The sequence below is a fragment of the Paractinoplanes lichenicola genome, from assembly GCF_016785085.1.
Classification (GTDB): domain Bacteria; phylum Actinomycetota; class Actinomycetes; order Mycobacteriales; family Micromonosporaceae; genus Actinoplanes; species Actinoplanes lichenicola.
The window spans coordinates 122,503-145,174 of the sequence record NZ_JAENHO010000019.1 but is presented as its reverse complement, the minus strand read 5'-3'; the positions used below and the strand labels follow the sequence as shown (position 1 = coordinate 145,174).

The 22,672-nt window shown below is 67.9% G+C and carries 21 protein-coding genes and 1 tRNA gene; 11 read left to right on the top strand and 11 right to left on the bottom strand.

Going from position 1 to position 22,672, the window contains the following annotated elements; genetic code table 11:
- The first annotated feature begins 711 nt into the window (after positions 1 to 711).
- The gene (locus JKJ07_RS45310) at positions 712 to 861 is read left to right on the top strand and encodes a hypothetical protein (protein ID WP_202998275.1); all 150 of its coding nucleotides are present in this window, start codon (positions 712 to 714) and stop codon (positions 859 to 861) included.
- A gap of 50 nt (positions 862 to 911) precedes the next feature.
- Here the strand turns inward: JKJ07_RS45310 and JKJ07_RS45305 are convergent, their stop codons facing one another.
- A complete protein-coding gene (locus JKJ07_RS45305) occupies positions 912 to 2,897 on the bottom strand; it encodes a DUF6311 domain-containing protein (protein WP_202998274.1) in 1,986 nt (661 codons plus the stop codon).
- A gap of 265 nt (positions 2,898 to 3,162) precedes the next feature.
- Here JKJ07_RS45305 and JKJ07_RS45300 point away from each other — a divergent pair, with 265 nt between their 5' ends.
- Positions 3,163 to 3,876, top strand: a complete 714-nt coding sequence (locus tag JKJ07_RS45300) for a class I SAM-dependent methyltransferase (protein ID WP_202998273.1) — start codon at positions 3,163 to 3,165, stop codon at positions 3,874 to 3,876.
- A 60-nt stretch (positions 3,877 to 3,936) separates the two neighbouring features.
- Here the strand turns inward: JKJ07_RS45300 and JKJ07_RS45295 are convergent, their stop codons facing one another.
- The gene (locus JKJ07_RS45295) at positions 3,937 to 4,467 is read right to left on the bottom strand and encodes a YbhB/YbcL family Raf kinase inhibitor-like protein (protein WP_202998272.1); all 531 of its coding nucleotides are present in this window, start codon (positions 4,465 to 4,467) and stop codon (positions 3,937 to 3,939) included.
- Between the two features lie 312 nt (positions 4,468 to 4,779).
- Between JKJ07_RS45295 and JKJ07_RS45290 the strand changes: the two genes are divergently transcribed.
- A complete protein-coding gene (locus tag JKJ07_RS45290; RefSeq protein WP_202998271.1) occupies positions 4,780 to 5,976 on the top strand; it encodes a GAF domain-containing sensor histidine kinase in 1,197 nt (398 codons plus the stop codon).
- Positions 5,977 to 6,032: 56 nt separating this feature from the next.
- Here the strand turns inward: JKJ07_RS45290 and JKJ07_RS50765 are convergent, their stop codons facing one another.
- From JKJ07_RS50765 to JKJ07_RS45270, 4 genes are all read right to left on the bottom strand, one after another.
- Positions 6,033 to 7,076 carry a C40 family peptidase gene (locus tag JKJ07_RS50765; protein ID WP_236031134.1) on the bottom strand — a complete coding sequence of 348 codons (1,044 nt, stop codon included), beginning with the start codon at positions 7,074 to 7,076 and terminating at the stop codon, positions 6,033 to 6,035.
- Between the two features lie 236 nt (positions 7,077 to 7,312).
- Positions 7,313 to 7,867, bottom strand: a complete 555-nt coding sequence (locus JKJ07_RS45280) for a DUF4352 domain-containing protein (protein ID WP_202998270.1) — start codon at positions 7,865 to 7,867, stop codon at positions 7,313 to 7,315.
- 289 nt (positions 7,868 to 8,156) lie between these two features.
- Positions 8,157 to 9,116: an NAD(P)H-quinone oxidoreductase gene (locus JKJ07_RS45275; RefSeq protein ID WP_202998269.1), complete on the bottom strand. Its 960-nt coding sequence runs from the start codon at positions 9,114 to 9,116 to the stop codon at positions 8,157 to 8,159.
- Between the two features lie 18 nt (positions 9,117 to 9,134).
- Positions 9,135 to 10,979 carry an RICIN domain-containing protein gene (locus tag JKJ07_RS45270; protein ID WP_202998268.1) on the bottom strand — a complete coding sequence of 615 codons (1,845 nt, stop codon included), beginning with the start codon at positions 10,977 to 10,979 and terminating at the stop codon, positions 9,135 to 9,137.
- A gap of 217 nt (positions 10,980 to 11,196) precedes the next feature.
- On the opposite strand from JKJ07_RS45270, the gene JKJ07_RS45265 reads away from it, so the two are divergent.
- The 4 genes from JKJ07_RS45265 (at position 11,197) to JKJ07_RS45250 (ending at position 14,917) form a co-directional block, all read left to right on the top strand.
- Positions 11,197 to 11,281: transfer RNA gene (locus JKJ07_RS45265), tRNA-Ser, on the top strand.
- A gap of 295 nt (positions 11,282 to 11,576) precedes the next feature.
- Positions 11,577 to 12,017, top strand: coding sequence for a hypothetical protein (locus JKJ07_RS45260; protein WP_202998267.1), 441 nt, complete (start codon positions 11,577 to 11,579; stop codon positions 12,015 to 12,017).
- A gap of 147 nt (positions 12,018 to 12,164) precedes the next feature.
- Positions 12,165 to 12,590 carry a hypothetical protein gene (locus JKJ07_RS45255; protein ID WP_202998266.1) on the top strand — a complete coding sequence of 142 codons (426 nt, stop codon included), beginning with the start codon at positions 12,165 to 12,167 and terminating at the stop codon, positions 12,588 to 12,590.
- Entirely contained in the window at positions 12,587 to 14,917 is a 2,331-nt protein-coding gene (locus tag JKJ07_RS45250; protein ID WP_202998265.1) for a tetratricopeptide repeat protein, read from the top strand. Before JKJ07_RS45255 ends, JKJ07_RS45250 begins: the two co-directional genes overlap by 4 nt.
- 58 nt (positions 14,918 to 14,975) lie before the next feature.
- Here JKJ07_RS45250 and JKJ07_RS45245 read toward each other — a convergent pair whose 3' ends face one another.
- Genes JKJ07_RS45245 through JKJ07_RS45235 form a run of 3 tightly spaced genes read right to left on the bottom strand, consistent with a single transcriptional unit; the run spans position 14,976 to position 17,441 of the window.
- Positions 14,976 to 15,686 carry a CDP-alcohol phosphatidyltransferase family protein gene (locus JKJ07_RS45245; RefSeq protein WP_202998264.1) on the bottom strand — a complete coding sequence of 237 codons (711 nt, stop codon included), beginning with the start codon at positions 15,684 to 15,686 and terminating at the stop codon, positions 14,976 to 14,978.
- Positions 15,655 to 16,722: an iron-containing alcohol dehydrogenase family protein gene (locus JKJ07_RS45240; protein WP_202998263.1), complete on the bottom strand. Its 1,068-nt coding sequence runs from the start codon at positions 16,720 to 16,722 to the stop codon at positions 15,655 to 15,657. Before JKJ07_RS45240 ends, JKJ07_RS45245 begins: the two co-directional genes overlap by 32 nt.
- Complete coding sequence (locus JKJ07_RS45235; RefSeq protein WP_202998262.1) at positions 16,710 to 17,441, bottom strand: phosphocholine cytidylyltransferase family protein; 732 nt, start codon at positions 17,439 to 17,441, stop codon at positions 16,710 to 16,712. The genes JKJ07_RS45240 and JKJ07_RS45235 overlap by 13 nt, the downstream gene beginning before the upstream one ends.
- Positions 17,442 to 17,555: 114 nt before the next feature.
- Here JKJ07_RS45235 and JKJ07_RS45230 point away from each other — a divergent pair, with 114 nt between their 5' ends.
- Complete coding sequence (locus JKJ07_RS45230; RefSeq protein WP_202998261.1) at positions 17,556 to 18,650, top strand: aminotransferase-like domain-containing protein; 1,095 nt, start codon at positions 17,556 to 17,558, stop codon at positions 18,648 to 18,650.
- 144 nt (positions 18,651 to 18,794) lie between these two features.
- Positions 18,795 to 19,844 (top strand): magnesium and cobalt transport protein CorA, encoded by a 1,050-nt coding sequence (locus tag JKJ07_RS45225; RefSeq protein WP_202998294.1) that lies wholly within the window; start codon positions 18,795 to 18,797, stop codon positions 19,842 to 19,844.
- Positions 19,845 to 19,904: 60 nt separating this feature from the next.
- Here JKJ07_RS45225 and JKJ07_RS45220 read toward each other — a convergent pair whose 3' ends face one another.
- The gene (locus JKJ07_RS45220; RefSeq protein ID WP_307834777.1) at positions 19,905 to 20,540 is read right to left on the bottom strand and encodes a hypothetical protein; all 636 of its coding nucleotides are present in this window, start codon (positions 20,538 to 20,540) and stop codon (positions 19,905 to 19,907) included.
- A 161-nt stretch (positions 20,541 to 20,701) separates the two neighbouring features.
- Here JKJ07_RS45220 and JKJ07_RS45215 point away from each other — a divergent pair, with 161 nt between their 5' ends.
- Together JKJ07_RS45215 and JKJ07_RS45210 are read left to right on the top strand one after the other, a co-directional pair.
- Positions 20,702 to 21,232: a peptidylprolyl isomerase gene (locus tag JKJ07_RS45215; RefSeq protein WP_202998260.1), complete on the top strand. Its 531-nt coding sequence runs from the start codon at positions 20,702 to 20,704 to the stop codon at positions 21,230 to 21,232.
- A gap of 97 nt (positions 21,233 to 21,329) precedes the next feature.
- Positions 21,330 to 22,241: a rhomboid family intramembrane serine protease gene (locus JKJ07_RS45210; protein WP_202998259.1), complete on the top strand. Its 912-nt coding sequence runs from the start codon at positions 21,330 to 21,332 to the stop codon at positions 22,239 to 22,241.
- Here the strand turns inward: JKJ07_RS45210 and JKJ07_RS45205 are convergent.
- Positions 22,238 to 22,648 carry a PH domain-containing protein gene (locus JKJ07_RS45205; RefSeq protein WP_202998258.1) on the bottom strand — a complete coding sequence of 137 codons (411 nt, stop codon included), beginning with the start codon at positions 22,646 to 22,648 and terminating at the stop codon, positions 22,238 to 22,240. The genes JKJ07_RS45210 and JKJ07_RS45205 overlap by 4 nt on opposite strands.
- Positions 22,649 to 22,672 lie beyond the last annotated feature (24 nt).

Here is a 22,672-nt window from a genome sequence, read left to right as displayed (position 1 = left end):
TTCAGACTCGGTTCTGCGGCCATCGCAGGTCTCTCCTTCGTGATCTAGACAATCCGAAGGATCTGCGGTGGCCGCCTCAGTTCGCCGGGAAAGACCAGGTCATACACCACTTCGGTGGACGCGACCCGCGGCGCCCCACCACCTCCAACCGGGTAAGTGAGTACTCACATCGCCAACGAACACGGCACCCGACCACGCTTGTAAACCGAGGCGACCCACTCGCCCGGCCAGGTAAGTGAGTCCTCACATCGCCCGTAAGCCGAACCGACCAGCCCGCCCTCAGCAGGTAAGTGAGCACTCACATCGCTATGAGGCGACGCGACCGCTCGCAGACCGAGGCGGCCCACCCGCCCAACTAGGTAAGTGAGTACTCACATCGCTGGCAAGCCGAGCCGACTTGCCCCGCACCCATCAGGTAAGTGAGCACTCACATCGCTGGTGAGCTAGCCGACCAGCCCGCCCCCAAACCAGGTAAGTGAGTACTCACATCGCTCGTGAGCCGAGCCGGCCCGCCCGCCGGCAGCTATCAGGTAAGTGAGTACTCACATCGCTAACGGACGCGGCGCTCCCCACCCCAACCCCGGTAAGTAAGCACTCACATAGTTGAGGTTCCGCCAGTTGGGGTCTGGGCATACAACTGGCTGTCAGGAAAGCGTGTCACCCTCAAAGAGTCCGTGTTCAACTCGCCGATCTCGACGAAAGGAGTCACGGATGCCGTCGCTGTCTCAGCGTCTTCGCGCATTTCTGTCCAGCCCGCAAGGCCGGCGCATGATCGAGCAGGGTCAGCGCCAGCTGGCCAAGCCCGAAAATCAGCGCAAGCTGCGCAGCCTGCTGACCAAACTGCAGGGTCGCCGCCGCTGACCGATAAAAAATGGGCGGCCCCGTTGAAGGGGCCGCCCATTTTTCTGTGTTCAGCCGATGTCGGGGCCGGTCAGCACCGCGTTCGGGTTGTCGACCAGGTGGCGGACGTCCCAGACCCAGGCGCCGCCCGTCCAGGTCGGCTGGAAGCCGAGCAGGCCGGTCATGGCACGCAGCATCTCGGTGTCGCGCAGCTGCGGCGTCAGCACGATCACCGCGGCCTTCCAGTAGCGCAGGTCAGCCAGGGTCATCTCGCGCCGGGTGTCGTTGATCTCGGGGATCGGGTTGCCTTGGCGGATCGACGCCATCAGGCCGCTGGTCGGGCGCCATGGCGGCGAGAACAACGCCGTACGGTCGTCCGGGTTGAGCGGGTTCTGGTTCGGCAGCAGCGCGTACGCCCCGGCGATGCGCATATCCTGACCGGTGATCGCGGTCCAGCGCAGCGGGTCGGGGTAGCCCGAGTCGGGCAGGGGCAGCGCGACGACGGTGTGGTTGTCGTCGACGTACTGCTTCCAGGCGCCGGACGTGACGAACTCGGGGGTCGGGGCCATCGGCGCGGTCTTGAGCTGCACCGGCACCAGCGGCACGAGGGCCATCGCGACCGCGGTGATCATCGCGACCCGGATCGGGCCGCGGGCGGCCGGTTGGGTCTTCACCAGGTCGATCGCGCGTTGCACGCCGAAGGCCAGCAGGAATCCGACGACCGGGGCGATGGCCATCGCCCAGCGGGTGGGCACGGCCGAGTTGAGCACCGGCACGCTGTGCAGAACCGCCCAGATGCCGGGGATGCCGGTGTTGATGCCGTTGAGGAAAATGCGCGGTCCGAGCGACATCGCGCCGAAGAGCACGGCCAGCAGGCCCAGCGAGAGAACGACGGCCGAGCGGCGCATCCACACGATCAGGCCGACGAAGAGAATGACCAGGCCCCAGCCGAAGAATGCGTTCTCCTCGGCCGGATTTTGCGCGAGCCGCTCGGCGATCACCGCATTACCGGCTACCGAGTGGCTCGAATAGGCGGTGAACGAGGCCAGGTCGGCGCCGAAGTTGCGGACGAACTGCGGCAGGCCGTGGTAGCTCTGCGGGCCGAAGAACTGCACCGACAGGGGGTAGGCCAGGACGGCCAGCGTCACGGTGCCGGCGACGGTCAGTCCGCGCAGGAAGCGGCGGGTCTCACCCGGGTGGCTCTTGCGCCGCACGATGGCCATGATCAGGCAGAACACGCCCAGGCCGACCGCGGTCATGAAGAGGACCTCGAGGTTGATGAACGCCTGCCAGATCAGCAGCGCGGCCATGATGAGGCCGTTGCGTACGGCCCGGCCCGGCTGCCGCAGGCGCAGCGTCCGCCAGATGATCAGCGGGACCAGGAATTGCGAGACGATGTTCGGGTGACCGCCGGCGTGCGACACCATGCTCGGCGCGAATGTGCAGAAGAGTGCGCCGACCCATGCCGCGATACGTGACGAGACGAACACTCGGGAGAAGACGAAATACCACGCGATACCGGTAAGTGCCAACGCCAGAGTGAGAAATAAGTTGAACGCCACATGCGGCCCGAAGAGAAGGGTCACCGGCGCCATCGGCAGCGAAACGGCCAACACCGAGGTGTTGGCCATCATGTTCACCCCATCGGGGTAATTCATGCGATCGGAGAAGAACGGATATGCGCCATCGGTGAGCACGCGCGCACCATGCGCCATCATCCACTCAAAGAAAGCCTGATCCTGTGGATCATCTCGCAACTGGTGATCGAGATTGAGCCACAAGGGAGCCGTCAAGTAGAGCGCGACAACGATGAACGTCGCTGTGGCAAGGACGTCGCGCCAGTCCGGACGGCGCCTCCACCACCGCTTGGCAGGCGTTTTTTCCTGCTCAGGGGCCGCCTCGACATCGGGCACGACCGAGATGGGAGCGGTCGCGGCGACGTCGGTCCCGAGCGCGATCAGCTCCGCGTCGAGATCCTCGGTTTCGGTCACTTGACGGGGCGGCGACACGTTCCCGCCAGCCGGTTGGCCTGTCGAGGCATTACCCGTAATCGTCATAGCGAGGGCGAGCCTAACCGAGGTTGGTAACGTTGCAGTGACGAGCGGCCCATGCGTGATCGAGCCGATATGAACGGTGTATTCGCGACATCCGTGCGGTCCGGCGCATGAGAAGCAACCAGGTGCTGTACCCAGCCGAGCTATGTCTCAATCAGGCAAATAATGAGGGCCCGCACCGGGCTCAACTTTCGGTTACGGGCGGCGGATGGTTAACTCTTCCGGTCCCGCTGTCAGCTCGGATCGGCAAGACGAGGGAACCTTACATATGGCAGACATCACTGGAGACCAGCGGATCCAGTCCGAAGTGCTCGAAGGCCTCGCCACGGCCGTGAACCACCGCCGGTGGTTCGTCGAGCTCGCTCTTCCGTACCTCGGGGACAACCCGATCGAGATCGGCAGCGGTCTCGGGGACTACGCGATCGAGTGGGCGGAGCACCTTCCGCGGTTCACGGCGACCGAAGCCGACCCGGACCGGCTCGTGCTGCTCAAGGAGCGCATGGCCGACCACCCGAACATCGACGTGCGCCAGATGCTTCTGCCGTCGCCGGACGCCAACGGCGAATACAGTGCCGCGGTCTCGTACAACGTGCTCGAGCACATCGAGGACCACGTCGGCGCACTGCGCAGCATGGCCGATCTCGTGCGCCCCGGCGGCCGGATCATCATCATCGTGCCGGCGTTCATGTTCGCGATGAGCAACGTCGACATCGCGACCGGGCACATCCGCCGCTACACCAAGAAGACGATGAGCGCCGCCATGACCGAGGCCGGCCTGCAGATCGAGAAGATGCACTACGCGAACGCGCTCGGCCTGATCGGCTACTACGGCGCGACCAGCATCTTCAAGCTGGCCCCCAAGGAGGGCCCGATGGTCAAGGTGTACGACTCGATCGTGCTGCCGGTGACCAAGGCCGCCGAGAGCGTCGTGAAGCCGCCGTTCGGCCAGTCCGTCTTCGTCGTGGCGCGCACGCCCGCCTGACGATCACTGAACGTCGAGGCCGCCGTCCCTGGGACGGCGGCCTTTCCTCGTACGGGGAAATCAGCCCTTGACCTGGAACGTCGGGCGGATGGTGGCCCGGGCCAGGGTGTGAAAGGCCAGGTTGAAGCCGACGTACGCCGGTGAGGCCTCCGGCGGCACCTCGAGCTTGTCGACGTCGATCGCGTGCACCGCGAAGACGTACCGGTGGGGGCGGTCACCGGGCGGCGGGGCCGAGCCACCGTACGCGCTGTCGCCGTAGTCGTTGCGGACGCAGAACGCGTCACCGGGCAGCGGGTCGACGCCACGCTCCAGCTCCGTGGTGCCGACCGGCACGTTGACCAGCACCCAGTGCCAGAACCCGCTGCCGGTCGGGGCGTCGGGGTCGAAGCAGGTCACCACGAAGCCGCGGGTCTCGGCGGGGAAGCCCGACCAGGACAGCTGGGGTGAGAGGTTCTTACCGCCCACGCTCTGGTGGGCGAACAACTCGTCGAGCGGCTGGCCGTCGGTCATGTCCGCGCTGGTCACCGTGAAGGACGGGACGGCGGGCAGAAGATCGTACGGATCCGGGGCAACGGCGCGTTCGAGACTCATCGTGATGTCCTCCGGCGGTGTGCAGGCCTTCTCCGCACGAAGACTAGTCCCATCCGGTATCGCCCGCCTTTCGCGTCGATTGCGAGTCGCCGTCACCCGATCGGGCGGACGCACAGCCGGTGCGTAGGCAAACCCGCGGGTCGGGTGATGCTTCTGTCTGACATCCGACCGGGTGCGAGCGGCAGAGATCCCCGCGCCTGGTGGCGATACGCAAGTCGGCACCCGCCGGTCGAGGCGGGTGCCGACTGCTGTATAGCCCTGTTGTCCGACGAATTCGACCAAATCGGGCGGGCGACCTGAGACGATCGAAACATGAGGGCGCCTCTGCCTGTCGACGAGCCGGGCCGGCTCGCGGCTCTGCACGACGCTCGCGTGCTCGACACCGCGCCGGAGGAGGACTTCGACGACATCGCGCTGCTCGCCTCGCAGATCTGCGGAACCCCGCTCGGGGCGGTCAGCCTCGTCGACCGGGACCGGCAGTGGTTCAAGGCCAAGGTCGGTACGGATCTCGAGGGCGCGCCGCGTGATCTGTCGTTCTGCACGTACACGATCACCTCGCACGACGTGCTGGAGATTCGGGACACGGCGGCCGACCCGCGGTTCGCCGAAAATCCCGCGGTGAACGCGCACGGGCTCAAGTTCTACGCCGGTGCGCCGGTCGTGCTCGACGGGACGTACGCGGTCGGCACGGTCTGCGTCGTCGACCACACCCCGCGAGTGCTCACCGAGGCACAGCGGCGGGCCCTGCGCAGCCTCGCCCGCCACGCGTCGGTGCAGCTCGAACTGCGCCGGTACGCCCGGCACGCGGGCGAGATCGCCGACCGGATGCGCCAGCTCGACCGGATGAAGGACTCGTTCCTGGCCACGGTCAGTCACGAGCTGCGGACGCCGCTGTCCACCATCCGCGGCTATCTCGAGATGCTGCTCGAGGACGATTTCGACGCCGAGACGTCACGCCGTTTCCTGTCGGTGATGTCGCGCAACTCCGACCGGCTGCTGCGCCTCATCGACGAGCTGCTGATGGTGGCCAAGATGACCGACGACCGGATCCAGCTCGACCTGGGCGAGGTGGATCTGGCCGACCTCGCGCACCAGGCGATCGCGGCCTGCCGGGCGCTGGCCGAGCACCGCGGCGTCAAGCTGCGCGACCGCACCGACCAGCCGGTGCCGGCCCGGGCCGACGGCAAGCGGATCGCCCAGGTGCTCAACCACCTGCTGGTCAACGCGATCAAGTTCACCCACCCGGACGGCGAGATCACGATCGACTCCACCGCTGCGGGCGAGCCGGAGCTGATCATCACGGACACCGGGGTGGGTATCGCCGCCGACGAGTTGCCGCACGTCTTCGACCGGTTCTATCGCTGCACGGCGGCCGAGGTGATGGCCGCGCAGGGGCCGGGGCTCGGGCTGGCCATCGTCAAATCGATCGTCGACGCGCACCACGGCAGCGTTCATCTGGAGAGCGAGCCGGGCGTCGGCACGACGGTCCGCCTGACGCTGCCGCGCTGAACGCCGGCCGCCGAAAAGCGCCGGGGAACATTTCCCCGGCGCTTTTCGGTCGCGGCTCAGCGCTGACCGATACGCGCGGTCCGCAGCCCCGAATACACCTTGCGGTACACCACTCCGGTGCGGTGGTTGCCCGCGTCGATCATCATCCCGCGGCCCATGTAGATCCCCACGTGACCGGGCCCGACGACCAGGTCGCCGGGGCGGGCCTGGGCCCGCGAGATGCCGCGCGAACGGGCCGCCTGCGCACCGGACGAGTGCGGCAGGCTGATGCCGGCCAGCGCGTACGCCCGCTTGGTGAACCCGGAGCAGTCGAAACCGCCCGGGCCGCTCCCACCACTGACGTAGCGCTTGCCGACCTGCGAGCGGGCGAACGCGATGACCGCGTTCATCCCGTTGCCGAGCCGCATGACGCGCTGGCCCTGCGCCTTGGCCGGCGCGTACCGGACCGTCACCTGGCGCTGACGCTGGTACTGACGCTGGTACTGGCGGTGGACCTGACGCTGGTAGCGCCCGCTGGTACGGGTCTCGGGCGCCACGACGTAACGGGGGCCGTCGCCACTCTCGGCCGCCTCCTCGACGGCGCGGAGAGCGGTCGCGTGGGCCTCCCGCTCGGCCTGGGCCCGCTGCTCGGCGAGCTGACGAGCGGTCTCGTCGGCTCGGCTGAGCAACTCGTCCGAGGCCGGCACGCCGGCCTCGACGGTGACCTCGCCGCCCCGCAGGCCCTGTCGCAGCTCGACCGCGGCCAGGGTCTCGGCGGTGCGCAGGGCCACCCGCTCGTCGGCCACGGCCAGCTCAACGGCGTTGCGCAGGGCCTGGCCGCCGTCCGGGGCGGCGAACGGATTGATCCGGGGCGGGGCCGTCGTCGCGGCCCGCGCGAGTGAGAAGCGCCGGGGGGCGGCGCGTGAGGCGCGCTCGGCGGTGGTCGTGCGCTCCTCGATGCGGATGTCGTCCGAGGCTTGGGGTCCCACCGGGTTCGTGGGCGGCACGGCCTCGGCAGCGTGCTCGGTCGGGTCAAGAGCGGGCGAGATGACAGCCAGCGCGAGTGCGCCGGCGGTGAACGCCCGGCTCGGGGACGGACAGTGCAGTGTTGCCTCCGACATCGGTCCGGGGCTCTCGCGCGAATCCCGACGGCGTGGCATTAGCGTGCACCGCGCCGGCGCCGGCCATTACGGACGGCAATGGGAACCCGGACTACTCGTTAATTCCGTCGACCATGCCAACACACATCAGGAATGTCGTGGGGTCGAAATGGCACAATCACCCTTGCTCGATCGAGAAAAAGAATGCGAGTTACGCACTCGATCGGTGACTGTGGATCTCCGAAATACGTCCGTGATCAGGACAGAGGAACCCGTACGCCCGTACTGTAAGGCGACTTGTGCAACAGCAGCTCCGTCAGCCGGGCGCCCTTGGGCACGTCGAACGGAACCACGCCCTGCCGGATCGCCCCGGCCGGAATCTCGTCGAGCAACGACGGATCCTGGTCGTTGACGAAAACGGCGGCCTGCTCGGCCACGCGATAGGACCGCCCCTGCCCGTCGAGCGCGCGTTGCGCACCCGGATCGAGCAGCCGTGCTTCCTTTCCGGTGTTCTGCACAGCCATGCTGACCAGGCAGAACTCACCCTCGGCGGGAAGCGGAAGATCGGGCGGGCCGACTTCGGCGACCCCGCACTCCGTCTTGGTGACGGCGATCGAAAGAGTGCCCTCCGTCGCCTTGCGGCCCACCGGCAGCACCGTTAGCTCGGCAACAGTCGGGGTCGGCACAGCATCGATCGGCGCGGCACTGTCGAGCGCCGCGCTGTCGGTGGTGACCGTTTCCGAGGGAGCTTTGTCGCCACCTCGGCCAAGCACGGCATAACCCCCTACCCCGACCACGAGCAGGGCAAACACTCCACCCACGATCCACGGCGCCCGACCGCGGCGGGCCGGCTCCGGTGCCGGCTTCCGATCGGCGGGCGCCGACCGCGCGGGGCGCAACGGCGTGTTGGTCACGAGACCTCCCGGTGTCGCTCGTCAGGCGGGTTTCGCGAGCCGCGAACCCACCGGCCGATCACTCGGCCCGAGTGACACCATGCTGAGCGGCTTGCCCTCCGACAGCGTTTCGCCGCGCCGCAAAAAGCGGTCAAAGCCACACAAAATTTGCCGAACTATCGCCCGAAAGTGTACGTTTAGGACGCGGCTAGGGGGTTAGCAGGATCTTCCCGAGGTGGTCGCTCGACTCCATCAGCTCGTGCGCCTCAGCCGCCCGGGCCAGCGGCATCGTGGTCTGAATGACCGGCTTGACCGCCCCCGCCTCGACCAGCGGCCACACGTCACGGGTGACGGCGGCCACGATGCGGGCCTTGTCGGCGGCCGGGCGGGCCCGCAACGACGTCGACGACACCGAGCCGCGCTTGGCCATCAGCAGCCCCAGGTCGAGCTCGGCCTTGCGGCCGCCCTGCATGCCGATCACGGAGATCCGGCCGTTCGGCGCGAGCGCCTCGATGTTGCGGCTCAGATACTTGGCGCCGACGATGTCGAGGATCACGTCGGCGCCCTGACCGTTGAAGTCGCGGGTGGCGCTGACGAAGTCGTCGGTCGTGTAGTCGATGAGCAGGTCGGCGCCGAGCGCCCGCAGCGCCTCGTGCTTGCCGGCCCGTGCGGTGGCGATCACTGACGCGCCGAGGGCCTTGCCGAGCTGGATCGCGAACGTGCCGATGCCGCTGCCGCCGCCGTGCACCAGCAGCGTCCGGCCCTTCCGGAGCCGGTCCCGGTCGACGACGTTCGACCAGACCGTGCACGCGACCTCGGGCAACGCGGCCGACTCGGTCAACGAGAGCCCGGCCGGCACCGGGAACAACTGCCCCGCCGGAACGGCGACCCGTTCGGCGTATCCGCCGCCGGACAGCAGCGCGCTGACCCGCTCGCCGACGTGCCGGTCGGTGACCCCGGGGCCGACCGCGCTGATCACCCCGGCGCATTCGAGGCCGGGATAAGGGGAGGCGCCGGGCGGCGGCGGATAGAAACCCTGCCGCTGGGCGACGTCGGCGCGGTTGACGCCGGCGGCGGTGACGTCGATGACGACCTCACCGTCGCCGGCCTCGGGATCCGGAACCTCACGCGGGACGAGCTGCTTGTCCTCGATCACGATGGCGTGCATGGTCCCTAGCTTGCCCTGTTACGGCGCCGTCCACTTCTGGTTCGCGGCCCCGGTGCACGCCCACAGCTGTAGCTTCGCGCCGTTGGCCGTGCTGTTGTCCTTCACATCGAGACACTTGCCGGAGGCGTTGTTCACGATGTCGCGGCCGGCCGTGACCGTCCACTTCTGACTCGCGACGGAGTCGATGCAGTCCCATTGGTGAACCACCGCGCCGTCCGCCGTCGAGTTGTTCGCCACGTCGAGGCACTTGCCGAGCCCGCGGATCGTGCCGTCGGCGCCGACCGTCCACTGCTGGTTCGTGTTGCCCGACGTGCAGTCCCACAGCTGCGGCTGGTTGCCGTTGGCGGTCGACCCGCCGGTGACGTCGAGGCACTTGCCGCCCAGCCCGGTGATCGTGCCGGTTCTCGCCGCGGGCCCGCCCGATTGCGCCCCGCTCCAGGTGAACGTGGCCGACGTACGGGCGGGAAGGTTGTAGACGAAGGACTGCCCACCCCAGTTGACCTTGACGCTCTGGGCGCCGCCGCTGGTGTTGTAGGCGATCAGGGCCTTCGAGCCGTCAGTGTTACGGAAAGCGACGTTCGACACGGTGCTGTTCGCGCTCGAGTCGATCCGTACGGCACCCGGCTTCACGAACTTGGTCAGGTGACCCATCGTGTAGTACTCGATCGTGTAGTCGACCTGGCCGTTTCGGCTGCCGCCACGCTGCACGGTGATCAGGCCGGTGCAGGTGCCGCAGCCGCCGTTGTGCGGGCCCATGTTCTGGTCCACGGCCAGCGACCACTTCGTCCAGGCGCGACCCCAGTTGCGGAAATACTCGATGAGGTCGCCCATGTCCTCGGCGTGCTGATTGCTGACCCAGGTGCCGCCCGAGTGCTCGGTCATGTACATGTTGACGTTCGGATACTGGTTACGCACCGTGCTCGCGGTCGACGGGCTGCCGCCGTAGTCGTGCCACGCGATGCCGCCGAAATTCGGGTGGTTGCGGATCGCGGTGTCCGCCACAAGCGGGGCCACCCACTGGTCGTACGTGTCGAAGTTCCAGTCTCCGATGAGGAGCTTCGTGTTGAGCCCGGCCGCCTGCAGCGCGGGCATCAGGTCGTTCTTCGCGAACGACTGCAGCCCCGAGACCGGCCACTGCATCGACGGGTAACCGGGGCAGCACCCCGGCTCGTTCTGCGAGGTGACATACCGGATCGGTACGCCCTGGGCCTGGTAACCCTGGATGTACTTGACGAAGTATTGCGCGTACGCCTTGTAATACTGGGCCTGCAGATAACCCTGGCTGTACGCGTTGTTGTCCTTCATCCACGGCGGCGCGGTCCACGGCGAGGCCATCACAAAACCGGCCGGATTGAGCCCGACCGCCTGCTTGGTCAACGCCATGACGTCGGCATCCCGCGCCAGCGAGAAGTCGTTCACGTCGCAGCACGTGTTGTCGTACGAGAAGTTGTTCTGCGCCAGGTCGGACGAGCCGATGACGTTGCGGATCGCGCTCACCCCGATGCCGGCGCTCGGGCTGAACAACTTCGTCATGACGTCGTTCTGGGTGGCGGCCGAGAGCGCGCCGCTGCCCCGGATGTTGAACGCCGCGGTGTCCGTGATCGACGCGCCGGCGCCCTCGAACTGCTGGTAGCTGGTGTTCTCGTTGACCGTGATGGTCTGGTTGGCCGACCCGCTGCTGCTGCCGAACGCAACCGGCGACTGCTGCTGCAAGCCGCGCGTGACGGTCCGGCCACCGGCGTCACTGGTGGTGGTCAGATACACGTTCACCGTCTCATTGGCGGCAAACGCGGCGGGGGCGGCGAGGACGGTCGAACTCAGGACCGCGGTCGCGACCCACGCCACTTTCTTGGGGATGGACATGACGGGGACTCCCTTGCCGTAGGTGGGGGCCTTGGGCGGGATAGGTAAAGGCTCTGAACTGTAACCACGTCCATCGATACCGTGTCAACTACCTGTAACAGTTACGGAACACGTGTATCAGCAGCTCAGATGCCTTTTCAGAGTCGTGATTTAAGTTTCCGTACGGGCTGTGTCAGGCTCACGGGTCCCCATCTGGCACACTGGGACAGCAACATCGGGAGGGCTCGCCTAGTGGCCGATGGCGCCGGTCTTGAAAACCGGTAAGGGGAAACTCTTCGTGGGTTCGAATCCCACGCCCTCCGCACGATCACCAGCAGTAAACCCCTCGGGCCCACCCGTGCGAAGGCAGGTCGAATCGGGGTTCAGCACTTTCCTGTTGAGCCTCATCGATCTGATCGCGGATCAGTCAAGCTCACTCATCGCGACCTTGTCGCGACTAGGAGACCGCGGGCTTGCGTGTTCGCTCTCGCCCGAAATATTGCTGGCGCAGAGGCGTGCCGGTAGAGGAACCTGATCGCCGTGGAATCCGGGTTGCCACAGCTCCAGGCTCGACACAACCTCGCCGTGAACCATGCGTGGACTTGGGGCCGAGCGTCGATGGTGCAGGCCGAGCGGCTGCTCAACGGGAGCAGCATCTGGGACGGATATCTGCTGCTGGTCGCCTTACGGCAGATGATCCGTGCGGCCGAGATGTCGCGAGACTCGCTGACCAACGACAGAGCAAGGGCGATCCTCAATTCCGCTTTGAAGCGATTCCGGACGGACCTACCTGAGTTGGTGGATGCCCGCGACATCATCGAGCACTTCGACGAGTACGCAGTCGGCGAGGGCCGTCTCCAAGACGATGAGCTTGATGCTGACCCGAGCCTGACGCGGGCATCACTTGCTCAGCAATATACGACTCGGCTAGAAGGCACTTCGAGCGAGCCGACTGTGTGGGTAGGTCACCGGTCAATCGAAGTTGCCAAGGTGATCCCGGCAGTGGATCGATTGTTCAAGAAGATGTGGGCAGCAGCCGACGCCGAGGATGAGAGCTGACCATCGTCGTGGGCCGGGCTTTAGGCAGCCTGGCTGGTAGAGCAAGCCGATCTGGCACGCTGCTTCCGTCGAATGAGCGATCACATTCCGTGTTCACAGGTGGTACTGATCGAGTTTCGGTCGGGTGACCTGTGAGGAGTGTGTGTCGTGGACGTGGATGCGGCGGCTTTGGCGGCAGCGGCGGTTCCGCACGTCTTGGCGGCGATCGGCGCGTACGGGGCAGCGGTGGCGTCGAAGGTGGAAGAAGCTACGGCCTCGGCGACCGTGAATCTGGGTGGCCGGGTGTTGCGGCGTGTGCTGGGCCGTAAGGAGTCGGCGGCGGCTGTGCAGCAGGCGGTGGAGGAGGTCGCGGAGCTGCCGGAAGATGCCGATCGGGTGGCGGTTCTGCGCGCGGAGTTGCGGCGGGCGTTGCAGGCAGATGCGGAGTTGGCGGCCGACGTCGCTGGGTTGCTGAGTGAGGCCGGGATCGCGGTGACCGCGTCGGGGCCGCGCTCAGTGGCGATGCGAGACAACTCGGGAATTGTGCAGACCGGAGACGGCAGCGCCGCGTGGCAGGGCCCGGGCCCGCGATGACCGGAACCGGCGGCGAATTCGTGGCGGCGGAAGGGGTGCGCTCGGCGGCCTTGCGCGACAGCTCGGGGATCGTGCAGACCGGAGATCGGGCGCGTGCGGTGCAGGGCCAGTTGGTGCCGCTGGGCCAACCGGGGGACGTGCCGGTGCCGGTGCCCGGGTTGGTGGGGTTGCCAAAGCTGCCGGTGAAGTCGTTTGTGGGCCGCGACGAGGAGTTGGCCGAACTGGGCCGGCTGGTCGAGGCGGGTGCCGGGGTGGTGGCGCAATCGCAGGCGGTGCACGGGCTGGGCGGGGTGGGCAAGAGCGAGCTGGCCTTGCAGTACGCGCACACCCATCGGCGGGAGTATCCGCTGGTGTGGTGGGTGAACGCGGACTCGCCGGAGTCGATCGAGTCCGGGTTGGCGGAACTGGCGTACCGGTTGCATCCCGACGCGCGGATTGTGGCGCAGGAGCCGGACGCGGCCGGGTGGGCGGTTGGATGGCTGCAGGCCCATCCGGGGTGGCTGCTGATCCTCGACAACGTGGAGCGTCGCGAAGACGTGGACGGCTTGCTGGCGGATCTGGCCGACGGGCACGTGGTGATCACTACCCGGCGGGATGTGGGGTGGGAGCGGGTCACCGATGGGTGTCTGCGGGTGGAAGTCCTGACCCCGGTTGCGGCGGTCGCGTTGCTGGTGCGCCTATCGGAACAGCCGGACGAGGCCACGGCGGCGGTGTTGGCCGGCGAGTTGGGGTGCCTGCCGCTGGCGTTGCAGCAGGCGGGCGCCTATCTGCGGCAGACCCGGACGCCGATTGCGAGCTACCTGCGCCGACTACGCGAGGACCCGGGTGGGGTGTTGGGCTCGGTCGCGGCGGGGGACTCGGCGCGGCGTGCGGTCGCGCAGGTCTGGTCAGTGACCCTGGAACAGATCGGTGGCCAGTCGGCGATAGCGGCTCGCCTGTTACGTGTGCTGTCGTGCCTCGGGCCGGACCCTGTGCCGCGTGATGTGCTGGCTGGCCTTGACCTCGAAGCGGTCGCCGTGGATCAGGGGCTGGGCGTGCTGGCCTCGTACAACATGATCACCCTGTCCGAGACGACGGTCAGTGTGCATCGACTAGTACAGGCCGTGGTCGCCGATCACCTGCGCCACACCAGCGCCAGCTCGCCAGGTGAGCAGGACGCCACGTCCGAGCACGGCGATGTCTTGTCCGCGACGATTCGGGCATTGAAAGCGGCGGCGCCCTCGGGTAACGCAGGGCAGCTGCCTGCGACATGGCCACAATGGTCAGCGCTGGCCCCGCACATCGCCGCCGTCGAACTGGTGTGCCCGGAGGACATCGGCGGTGTTGATCTCGGGTTTCTGCTTAATGAATGCGCGGTCTTCGAACAGTCCCAGGGCCGCTATCGCAACGCTTTCCGACAGAAACAGCGTTCGTTGACTCTCTATGAGGCCGCCCTCGGACCTGACCACCGTCACGTCGCCACCGCGCTGGACAACCTGGCGAACAGCATGCAATTGCTGGGCCGGGCGGCCGAAGCCGAACCGCTGCATCGCCGCGCGCTGACCATCAGCGAGACCGCCCTCGGACCTGACCACCCCAGCGTCGCCATCACGATGAACAACCTGGCGAACAGCTTGCAGGAGCTTGGTCGGGCGGCCGAAGCCGAATCGCTGCTGCGCCGCGCGTTGACCATCAGCGAGACCGCCCTTGGACCTGATCACCCCAGCGTCGCCACCAGGCTGAACAACCTGGCGCTCGGCTTGCGGGCGTTGGGCCGGGCGGCCGAAGCTGAATCGCTGCTGCGCCGCGCGCTGACCATCAGCGAGACCGCCCTCGGACCCCACCACCCTGACGTCGCCACCACGCTGAACAACCTGGCGTCCAGCTTGCAGGCGCTGGATCGGGCGGCCGAAGCCGAACCGCTGCTGCGCCGCGCGCTGACCATCAGCGAGACCGCCCTCGGACCCCACCACCCTGACGTCGCCACCACGCTGAACAACCTGGCGCTCAGCCTGCAGGCGCTGGATCGGGCGGCCGAAGCCGAACCGCTGCTGCGCCGCGCGCTGACCATCGCCGAGACTGCCCTCGGACCCCACCACCCCAGCGTCGCGATCACGCTGAACAACCTGGCGTCCAGCTTGCACGCGCTAGGTCGGGCGGCCGAAGCCGAACCGCTGCTGCGCCGCGCGTTGACCATCAGCGAGACCGCCCTCGGACCCCACCACCCCAACGTCACCATCGCAAGGAAGAACCTGGCGTCCAGCTTGCAGGCGCTGGGCCGGGTGGCCGAGGCCGAACCGCTGCTGCGCCGTGCGCGTGAGATCCGTGCCGCTCGCCAGATCGAATAGATCGCAGGAGAGCATTCCATCGAAGGATCTGCCGTTTCCGGCCCCACCGGGAGCGGGGTCAGGAGTGCAGGGCCTCGCGGGCGGAGAACATCACGCTGGCGGCCAAGAAGGCGGCATTAACCAGCGTAAACAACCCAACAAACCAGATCGTCCACTGTGGCGCGACGGTCAGCACCAGGCCGGCCAGGGCGATCACAGCGCCGTAGTCGCGAACCAGCTTGACCAGGCGTACGGGTAGGGAGCGGCTCGTCACCATGCTGGCTGCCTTGTCGCTGGTTTGCATGACTGAGGTGACCAGGTTGACCATCCACGTGCCGGCGAAGGCAGCCAGCAGCCAAGCCGGGGTGTCGGGCACCTGGGCCTCCGCGACGGCGCCCAGGGCGGCCACCAGCGAGATCTGCACGGCCACGTCGCAGAGCACGTCGAGGCGGGCGCCCGCAGCGCTGGTCTGGCCGGTGACGCGGGCCAGCTGGCCGTCGGCGCAGTCGAAGGCGTATGCCAGTTGCCAGCCGAGCAGGGCGAGGAGGCCGATCGGCCAGGCCCAGATGCGGCCGTCGGCGATCGGGATCGCGGTGGCGACCACCAGGATCGAGACCAGGCCGCCGATGCCCAGGTTGAAGACCGTCAGCACGGTCGGGGCCAACCGGTGCTTGTGGGCGTACACGGCGATCTGCGCGCCGATGCGCTGACTCAGTGCCTCGCTGAACAGACCACCGCCTCGGTTGACGGCGTAGTAATCAGCGGCAGCGGGCGGCGACGGCTGCGACATGGGAAGCCAGCTTTCTGCTGATCTCGTCGGGGGTCATGGCCAGGTGTTCCAGGATCGTGTAGCGGTCGGGGCGGGTGCGCGGGGCGAACTCCACAGCCTCGGCGAACTGGGCGTCGGTCAGGCCGACGTCGGCGGGCACCCGGGGCAGCCCGTGGCGGGCCAGGCAGTCCGACATCTGGGCGAAGCGGCGCTCGTCCTCCCGCAGGAACGTGCAGAACAGGGCGCCCAGGCCGGCCAGCTCGCCGTGCGAGGCGGTGCCGGGGTAGAGCGCGTCGACGGCGTGCATGATCTCGTGGCAGCCGCCGCTGGCGGGGCGGCTGCTGCCGCAGACGGCCATGGCCAGGCCGCTGGAGATCAGCGCCTCGGCCAGCACGGTGACGAACGCGTCGTCGTCGAGGTCGCCCGGCATGGTCAGCACGGCCTCGGCGCCCATCCGGGCCAGCGAGGCGGCCAGGCCGTCGACCGGCTCGCCGCGCATCTGGCGGGCCAGTTCCCAGTCGGCCAGCGCGCTGATGTTGCTGATCGCGTCGCCGATGCCGCCGCGGTTGACCCGGTCGGGGCCGGTCTCGACGAAGTCCAGGTCGACGATCACGCCGAACGGGATGTGCACCCCGTACGACCCCTTGACGCCCTCGTTGATCAGGCTCGCCACCGGGGAGGCGATGCCGTCGTTGGCCAGGCTGGTGGCGACCGAGATCATCGGCAGTCCCCAGCGGTTGGCCGCGTATTTGGCCGTGTCGACTGTTGTGCCGCCGCCGATGCCGACCACCGCGTCGTACGGCCGGGAGCGCAGCTTGGCGGCCAGCTCGAGGGCGGCGTCGAGGGTGCCGCCGGTGGTGGTGAAGACGTCGGCCGTCTGCAGCGAGGGCCGGATGAGCTCGACCACCCGCTCGCCCAGCCCGGGCCCGACGACCACGGCCACGTCGCCGCCGGCGGAGATGCGCCCGTCGGCGAGCAGGCGGCCCAGGTCGGCGACGGCACCGCGGCGCACGTGGATGTGCAGCGGCGCCTGAACGCTCCGGGCTAGTAGCGGCATGCGATGCCCCGGGCCTTGGCCAGGTCGTCGTGGTTGTCGACCTCGACCCAGTCGACCTGGCCGATGGTGGCCGCGCGGACCTCGCCGCCGCGGTTGGCGAACTCCTGGAAGCCGTCCTCGTAGTAGAGGTCGGGGTCGCGTTCCCACGTCGCCTGGAGGCAGTCGGCCAGCTCGCCGGCCACCGCGGCCTCGATGATGTTGGCGCCGATGTATTCGCCGAAGGCCTCGGCCGGGTCCATCAGCTTGGTGATCCTGGTCAGCCGTCCGTCGTCGCTGAAGATCGTCTTCATCTCCTCGTCGGCGAGTTTCTTCACATTGTCGACGGCGAGCAAAATGCCCGGGCCGCGCTGGGCCAGGAGGGTCTCTTCGACGCTGACGGGGTGCACCGTGTCGCCATTGACCATCAACGCTCCCTGCGCGAAGTGGTCACGGGCGAGCCAGAGGGAGTACGCGTTGTTCCACTCCTCGGCCTTGTCGTTGTGCACCAGCGAGATCTTGACGCCGTACTTGCGCTCGAAGCCGGCCTGGCGCTCCTCGACGGCGCCCGCGCAATAACCCACTACGATCGTCACGTCGGTCAGCCCGGCCGCCGCCAGGTTACGCAGTGAGATGTCCATGATCGTCGTTTCACCGTCGACCGGCACGAGGGCCTTGGGCAACGTGTCCGTGTACGGACGAAGTCGGCGCCCGGCTCCGGCGGCAAGTACCAGACCGATCATCGGAGTCTCTCCCTCTAATTGGTGAACTCCAGGAGAATAGCGGGTGGCGTCCCACGGCTCGGACGGCCCGAGCCAGCGGAAAATCCCGTAGAGGCGGCTCGTAAGCTTGTGCGCATGACCGCTGAGCAGCTGATCTCCTTTGCCCGGGGCGCTCCGTCGCTGGACATCATCGACGTCGAGGGCCTCAAGGCCGCCGCCGCGCGCGCCTTCGACGCCGATCCCGCTGGTGTGACCGCTTACGGCACGTCCGTCGGCTACGTCCCGCTGCGTAAGTGGATCGCCGAGAAGCACAATGTCTCGCCGGACCAGGTCATCGTGACGAACGGCTCCCTGCAGGCCGACGCGTTTCTCTTCAACCACCTCGTGCAGCCCGGCGACGACGTGGTGGTCGAGAAGCCCACATACGACCGGACGCTGCTGAGCCTGCAGAATCTCGGCGCCAAGGTGCACCAGGTCACGCTGCAGTCCGACGGCATCGACGTCGAGGAGCTGCGCGGGCTGCTGGAGTCGGGCGTCCGCCCCAAGCTCGCCCACATCATCCCGAACTACCAGAACCCGGCCGGCATCACGCTTTCGGCCGAGAAGCGCCAGGCCCTGCTCGCGCTGGCCGCTCAGTACGAGTTCACGATCTTCGAGGACGACCCGTACGTGGACATCCGGTTCCGCGGCGACGCGCTGCCCTCGATGCTCTCGCAGGACACGGACAACCTGGTTGTGCACGCCTCCAGCTTCACCAAGACGGTGTGCCCCGGCGTCCGCGTGGGTTACCTGGTCGGGCCGGCCGCGCTGATCGACGCGATCGCCAAGAAGGCCACCAACCTCTACATCTCGCCCGGCATGGTGTCCGAGGCGATCGTGCACCAGTTCTGCGTCTCGGGCGACATCGAGCGCTCGGTGGCGACGGTGAGCGCCGCCCTCGGTGAGCGGGCCCGCGTGCTGGCCGAGTCGCTGCGCAAGCACATCCCCGGCGCCACCTTCACCGAGCCCGACGGCGGCTACTTCCTCTGGGTCGACCTGCCCTCCGACGTCGACGTGGAAAAGCTCTTCCCGGCGGCGATGAAGAAGGGTGTGGCTATCGTCAAGGGGAGCGACTTCCTGCTCGAGGGCGGCCACAGCTCCGTCCGGCTGGCCTATTCGGCCGTCACCGTCGAGCAGATCGACGAGGGCGTACGCCGTCTGGCCGAGGCCATCGAAGAAGTGCGCGCCTAAAAAGGCGGACGCCCGGTGGGTGTGTGGAAGACCCGCCGGGCGTAGCCTCGGGCGGTTTGTGTCGTCCGGGTGGGGGAGGTCATCGTGAGCGATCGCAATCGGAACCGGCCGTTGTCGCGAGCGTTCACCGCTCCCGTCCGCGCGATGACCCGGATTCTCGGTACGGCCGACGGCGGCCCCGGCCCGAGCACGGGTCGCCGGGCCGGCAGCGCGGTCGTCGACTGCGCGGTCTACGCGGCCGGCCGGCGCCTGCCGGGTCACGTCACGCCCGACGAGGCGCTGCGGATCGCGTGCGAGCGCGACGACGCGTTCGTCTGGCTCGGCCTGCACGAGCCGGGCGAGGCGGAGATGAGCGAGATCGCCCACACGTACGGGCTGCACGAGCTCGCCGTCGAGGACGCGGTCAAGGCCGAGCAGCGGCCCAAGCTCGAGCAGTTCGGCTCGGTGCACTTCCTGGTCATGCGCACCGCCCGCTACGTGCCGCACGGTGAGATCACCGAGACGTCGCAGGTGGTCGAGACCGGCCAGATGATGGTCTTCGTCGGCGAGCAGTTCGTCATCACGGTCCGCCACGGCGACGCCTCGGAGCTGGGCTCGGTGCGCGCCGACCTGGAATCGGAGCGGGCCGACCTGATCGAGCAGGGCCCGTGGGCGGTGGCCTACGCGGTGACCGACCGGGTGGTCGACCACTACGTCGCGGTGGCCGACCGGGTCGAGGCCGACCTCGACCTGATCGAGGAGGGCGTGTTCTCACGCGACCACGCGAGCCCGATCCCGGCGATCTATCAGATGAAGCGCGAGCTGGTCGAGTTCCGGCGGGCCGTGGTGCCGCTGCAGCGCCCGCTGGCGATGATCGTTGCGCTCGTGCCCAAGCGGATCGGCAAATACTTCCGGGACGTGCAGGACCACCTGACCCGTACGGTGGAACAGGTCTCGTCCTTCGACGATCTGCTCAATTCGATCCTGCAGGCACGGCTCGCGCAGGTCACGGTCGACCAGAACAACGACATGCGCAAGATCGCGGCGTGGGCGGCCATCGCCACGGTGTGGACCGCGGGGGCCGGCATCTACGGCATGAACTTCTCGTTCATGCCCGAGCTCAAATGGCAGTACGGCTATCCCGCGTGGTGGACGATCATCCTGATTGCCTCGGTGCTGCTGTATCGGGTGTTCCGCCGCAGCGGCTGGTTGTAGCCAGGCAGCACAAAAGGGCGGGCCGCCGAGGGCAACCCGCCCGTTTGGGCTTCACAACCTCTACCGAGGGGTGTTCGGCGAGGTTCCGTTCTGCGAGCTGTACGCCTGCGGGATCTCCTTCTCGGTGACCTCGGGCTCGAACGCCGCGTCGTCCGCGCCGGCCTGAGCCGTCGTCGACGAGGCGATCGGCGCGGCCGGGTCGTACTCGTCCCACTGCGCGGCCTGACGACGCTTGGCGGCGTACGCGGCGGCGATGCCGATCGCGGCGCCGAGCAGCGCGAAGCCGACGAGCTTCTTGCCCTTGCCGCTGCTCTGCTCCCGGCCGATGGCCTTGCTGGCCCGCTTCTGCAGGTCCTTGGCGGCCTTCTTGTTCTTCTTGGCCGCCTTCTTGGCCTTGCGCCGGCTGAGCTCGCCCTGCTGCCGGGCGGTCTCGCCCGCCTGCCGCACGTTCTCGCTGGCCGCGGCGACCAGCGGGGTGATCGTCGCCACAGCGCTGCCCCAGCCGCTCGACGCCGCGTCCTTGGCCTTGACGGCGGCCGGCTGCACCCGCTCGACCGCGGCGCTCAGGGTCGGACCGACCGTCGCGCTGGTCTCCTGCGCTGCGAGCGACGCCGCACGCTTGAAGTGGTCAACACTCTGCCCGAGCTCGTTCTTCATCCGCCGGCTGCGGTTCTTACGGCGCATCGTCGTGATCACCAGTGCCCACCTCTCCAGTCTCTGCCATGCATGGTGCCCTGTTTTGGTACCCCCTCGCTGCCGCTTCAGACACATGGGGGAGGATCCGAACTGCAAGGAACTGTCCAATCGCCCCGCCGAGGTACGCCACGGGGCGACCGTGACACAGAACAGGAGTACCCGTGGCCGAGAAGCTTTACGCCATCCTGCACACCAACCATGGCCCGATCCGGCTGCAGCTGTTCCCGGATCACGCCCCGGCGACTGTGCGCAACTTCGTGGAGCTCGCTGAGGGCACGAAGGACTACACCGACCCGAACACCGGTCAGAAGGGCTCGGGGCCGTACTACGACGGCACCATCTCGCACCGCGTGATCGCCGGCTTCATGATCCAGATGGGTGACCCGACCGGCACCGGCCGGGGCGGACCGGGCTTCCAGTTCGCCGACGAGTTCCACCCCGAGCTGCAGTTCGACCGTCCGTACCTGCTCGCCATGGCGAACGCGGGCCCGGGCACCAACGGCTCGCAGTTCTTCATCACGGTCGGCCCGACCCCGCACCTGAACCGGCGCCACTCGATCTTCGGCCAGGTCGCGGACGAGCAGTCGGCCAAGGTCGTCGACTCGATCGCCAACACGCCGACCGGTCCGGGCGACAAGCCCCGCGAGGACGTCGTCATCGAGCGCGTGGAAATCGAGCGCACGCAAGACTGAGGGTTATTCAGGGCCTACCGCTACCAGCGACTAACCGTAGCTGGCAACGCAGATATCCACCGCCCTGAATAATTCTCATTTGAAGTAACCTTGGAACATGAGTGAGGCTCCGTCGACGGCTCCGGTCTGTTATCGCCATCCGTCGCGGGAGACTTACATCCGGTGCACACGGTGTGACCGGCCGATCTGCCCCGATTGCATGAACGAGGCGTCGGTCGGTCACCAGTGCCCCGAGTGTGTGGCCGAGGGCAAACGCACCCAGCGCCAAGCCCGTACGGCGTTCGGCGGCAGCCTCGCCGGCCGCGCGGGCTATGTGACCCGCGGCCTGATCGCGATCAACGTGGCCGTGATGGTGCTCTCGGCCGTCATCGGCGGGCCCCGGGCGATCGCCGGCGCGGGCGGCTGGTTCGGCCTGATGGGCGGCCAGACCGACGTCACCCGCTGGGCCTCGGTGCTCGGCTACGCGCCGTACGTGATCGGCGGTGAACCCCACGGCATCGCGGCCGGCGAGTGGTGGCGGCTGTTCACCGCGATGTTCGTGCACTACGGCGTGCTGCACCTGCTGCTCAACATGATGTTGCTCTGGCAGCTGGGCCGCTATCTCGAGGAGAAGCTGGGCCCGCTGCGCTTCGCCGCGCTCTATCTGCTGGCCGGCATCGGCGGCAACGTCGCGGCGTACGTCTTCACCGCGCCCAACGCCCCGGCCGCGGGCGCCTCGACCTCGATCTTCGGGCTGGTCCTGGCGATGATCGTGGTCAACCGGCGGCTGCGGCTCGACATCAGCCAGCTGATCCCGCTGCTCGTGGTCAACCTGCTCTTCACGTTCAGCGTCCCCAACATCTCGATCGCGGGTCACATCGGCGGCCTCGTGATCGGCGGGGTGGTCGCGTTCGTCCTCGCCTACGCCCCGACCAAGAACCGCAGCCGGATCCAGGCGGCGGGCTGTGCGGCCGTCTTCGTCATCCTGCTGCTAGCCGCGATCATGCGCACCACGGTCCTGCTCGGTTAGGCGGGGCTGAGTCGCAGGTCGGCCAGCGCGGTGGCCACGTCCTCGGGGAGCTCGCCCAGGTCGTTAGCGCTGAACAGATAGATCGCGTCGCCCGCGTCCAGCTCCAGGTATTCGCTGCGCAGGCCCCGGTGGCTGCGGCGGTCGACCCGTACGCGTTCGATCTGGGCCCACCCGACCCGGCGCCGGCCCAGGAACCCGGTCACCACCGTCACGCCCTCCGCGTCGGCGGCCAGGCGCACCGGACGCAGCACGTCGCGCAGCGCCCACAGCAGCAGGGCCAGCACGAGCACCGCCGCGAGAACCCAGCGCACCGGGTCGCGGCCGGCGAAGGCGAACGCGAGCACGGCCACGGCGACCGCGGCGATGAGTTTGCTGACCGGAAGAACAGGCTTGATCCGCCACTGCATGCCACCACTATGGCAGTCGGGCTA

Bases quoted from the DNA above. Each gene is read 5' to 3' on its own strand.
- JKJ07_RS45290 (WP_202998271.1), top strand. From the start codon at position 4,780: ATGAGGGCGCCTCTGCCTGTCGACGAGCCGGGCCGGCTCGCGGCTCTG.
- JKJ07_RS45225 (WP_202998294.1), top strand. From the start codon at position 18,795: ATGACCCGGATTCTCGGTACGGCCGACGGCGGCCCCGGCCCGAGCACG.
- JKJ07_RS45230 (WP_202998261.1), top strand. From the start codon at position 17,556: ATGACCGCTGAGCAGCTGATCTCCTTTGCCCGGGGCGCTCCGTCGCTG.
- JKJ07_RS45275 (WP_202998269.1), bottom strand. From the start codon at position 9,116: ATGCACGCCATCGTGATCGAGGACAAGCAGCTCGTCCCGCGTGAGGTT.
- JKJ07_RS45270 (WP_202998268.1), bottom strand. From the start codon at position 10,979: ATGTCCATCCCCAAGAAAGTGGCGTGGGTCGCGACCGCGGTCCTGAGT.
- JKJ07_RS45305 (WP_202998274.1), bottom strand. From the start codon at position 2,897: ATGACGATTACGGGTAATGCCTCGACAGGCCAACCGGCTGGCGGGAAC.
- JKJ07_RS45235 (WP_202998262.1), bottom strand. From the start codon at position 17,441: ATGATCGGTCTGGTACTTGCCGCCGGAGCCGGGCGCCGACTTCGTCCG.
- JKJ07_RS45250 (WP_202998265.1), top strand. From the start codon at position 12,587: ATGACCGGAACCGGCGGCGAATTCGTGGCGGCGGAAGGGGTGCGCTCG.
- JKJ07_RS45205 (WP_202998258.1), bottom strand. From the start codon at position 22,648: ATGCAGTGGCGGATCAAGCCTGTTCTTCCGGTCAGCAAACTCATCGCC.
- JKJ07_RS45245 (WP_202998264.1), bottom strand. From the start codon at position 15,686: ATGTCGCAGCCGTCGCCGCCCGCTGCCGCTGATTACTACGCCGTCAAC.
- JKJ07_RS45295 (WP_202998272.1), bottom strand. From the start codon at position 4,467: ATGAGTCTCGAACGCGCCGTTGCCCCGGATCCGTACGATCTTCTGCCC.
- JKJ07_RS50765 (WP_236031134.1), bottom strand. From the start codon at position 7,076: ATGTCGGAGGCAACACTGCACTGTCCGTCCCCGAGCCGGGCGTTCACC.
- JKJ07_RS45300 (WP_202998273.1), top strand. From the start codon at position 3,163: ATGGCAGACATCACTGGAGACCAGCGGATCCAGTCCGAAGTGCTCGAA.
- JKJ07_RS45210 (WP_202998259.1), top strand. From the start codon at position 21,330: ATGAGTGAGGCTCCGTCGACGGCTCCGGTCTGTTATCGCCATCCGTCG.
- JKJ07_RS45260 (WP_202998267.1), top strand. From the start codon at position 11,577: ATGGTGCAGGCCGAGCGGCTGCTCAACGGGAGCAGCATCTGGGACGGA.
- JKJ07_RS45310 (WP_202998275.1), top strand. From the start codon at position 712: ATGCCGTCGCTGTCTCAGCGTCTTCGCGCATTTCTGTCCAGCCCGCAA.
- JKJ07_RS45240 (WP_202998263.1), bottom strand. From the start codon at position 16,722: ATGCCGCTACTAGCCCGGAGCGTTCAGGCGCCGCTGCACATCCACGTG.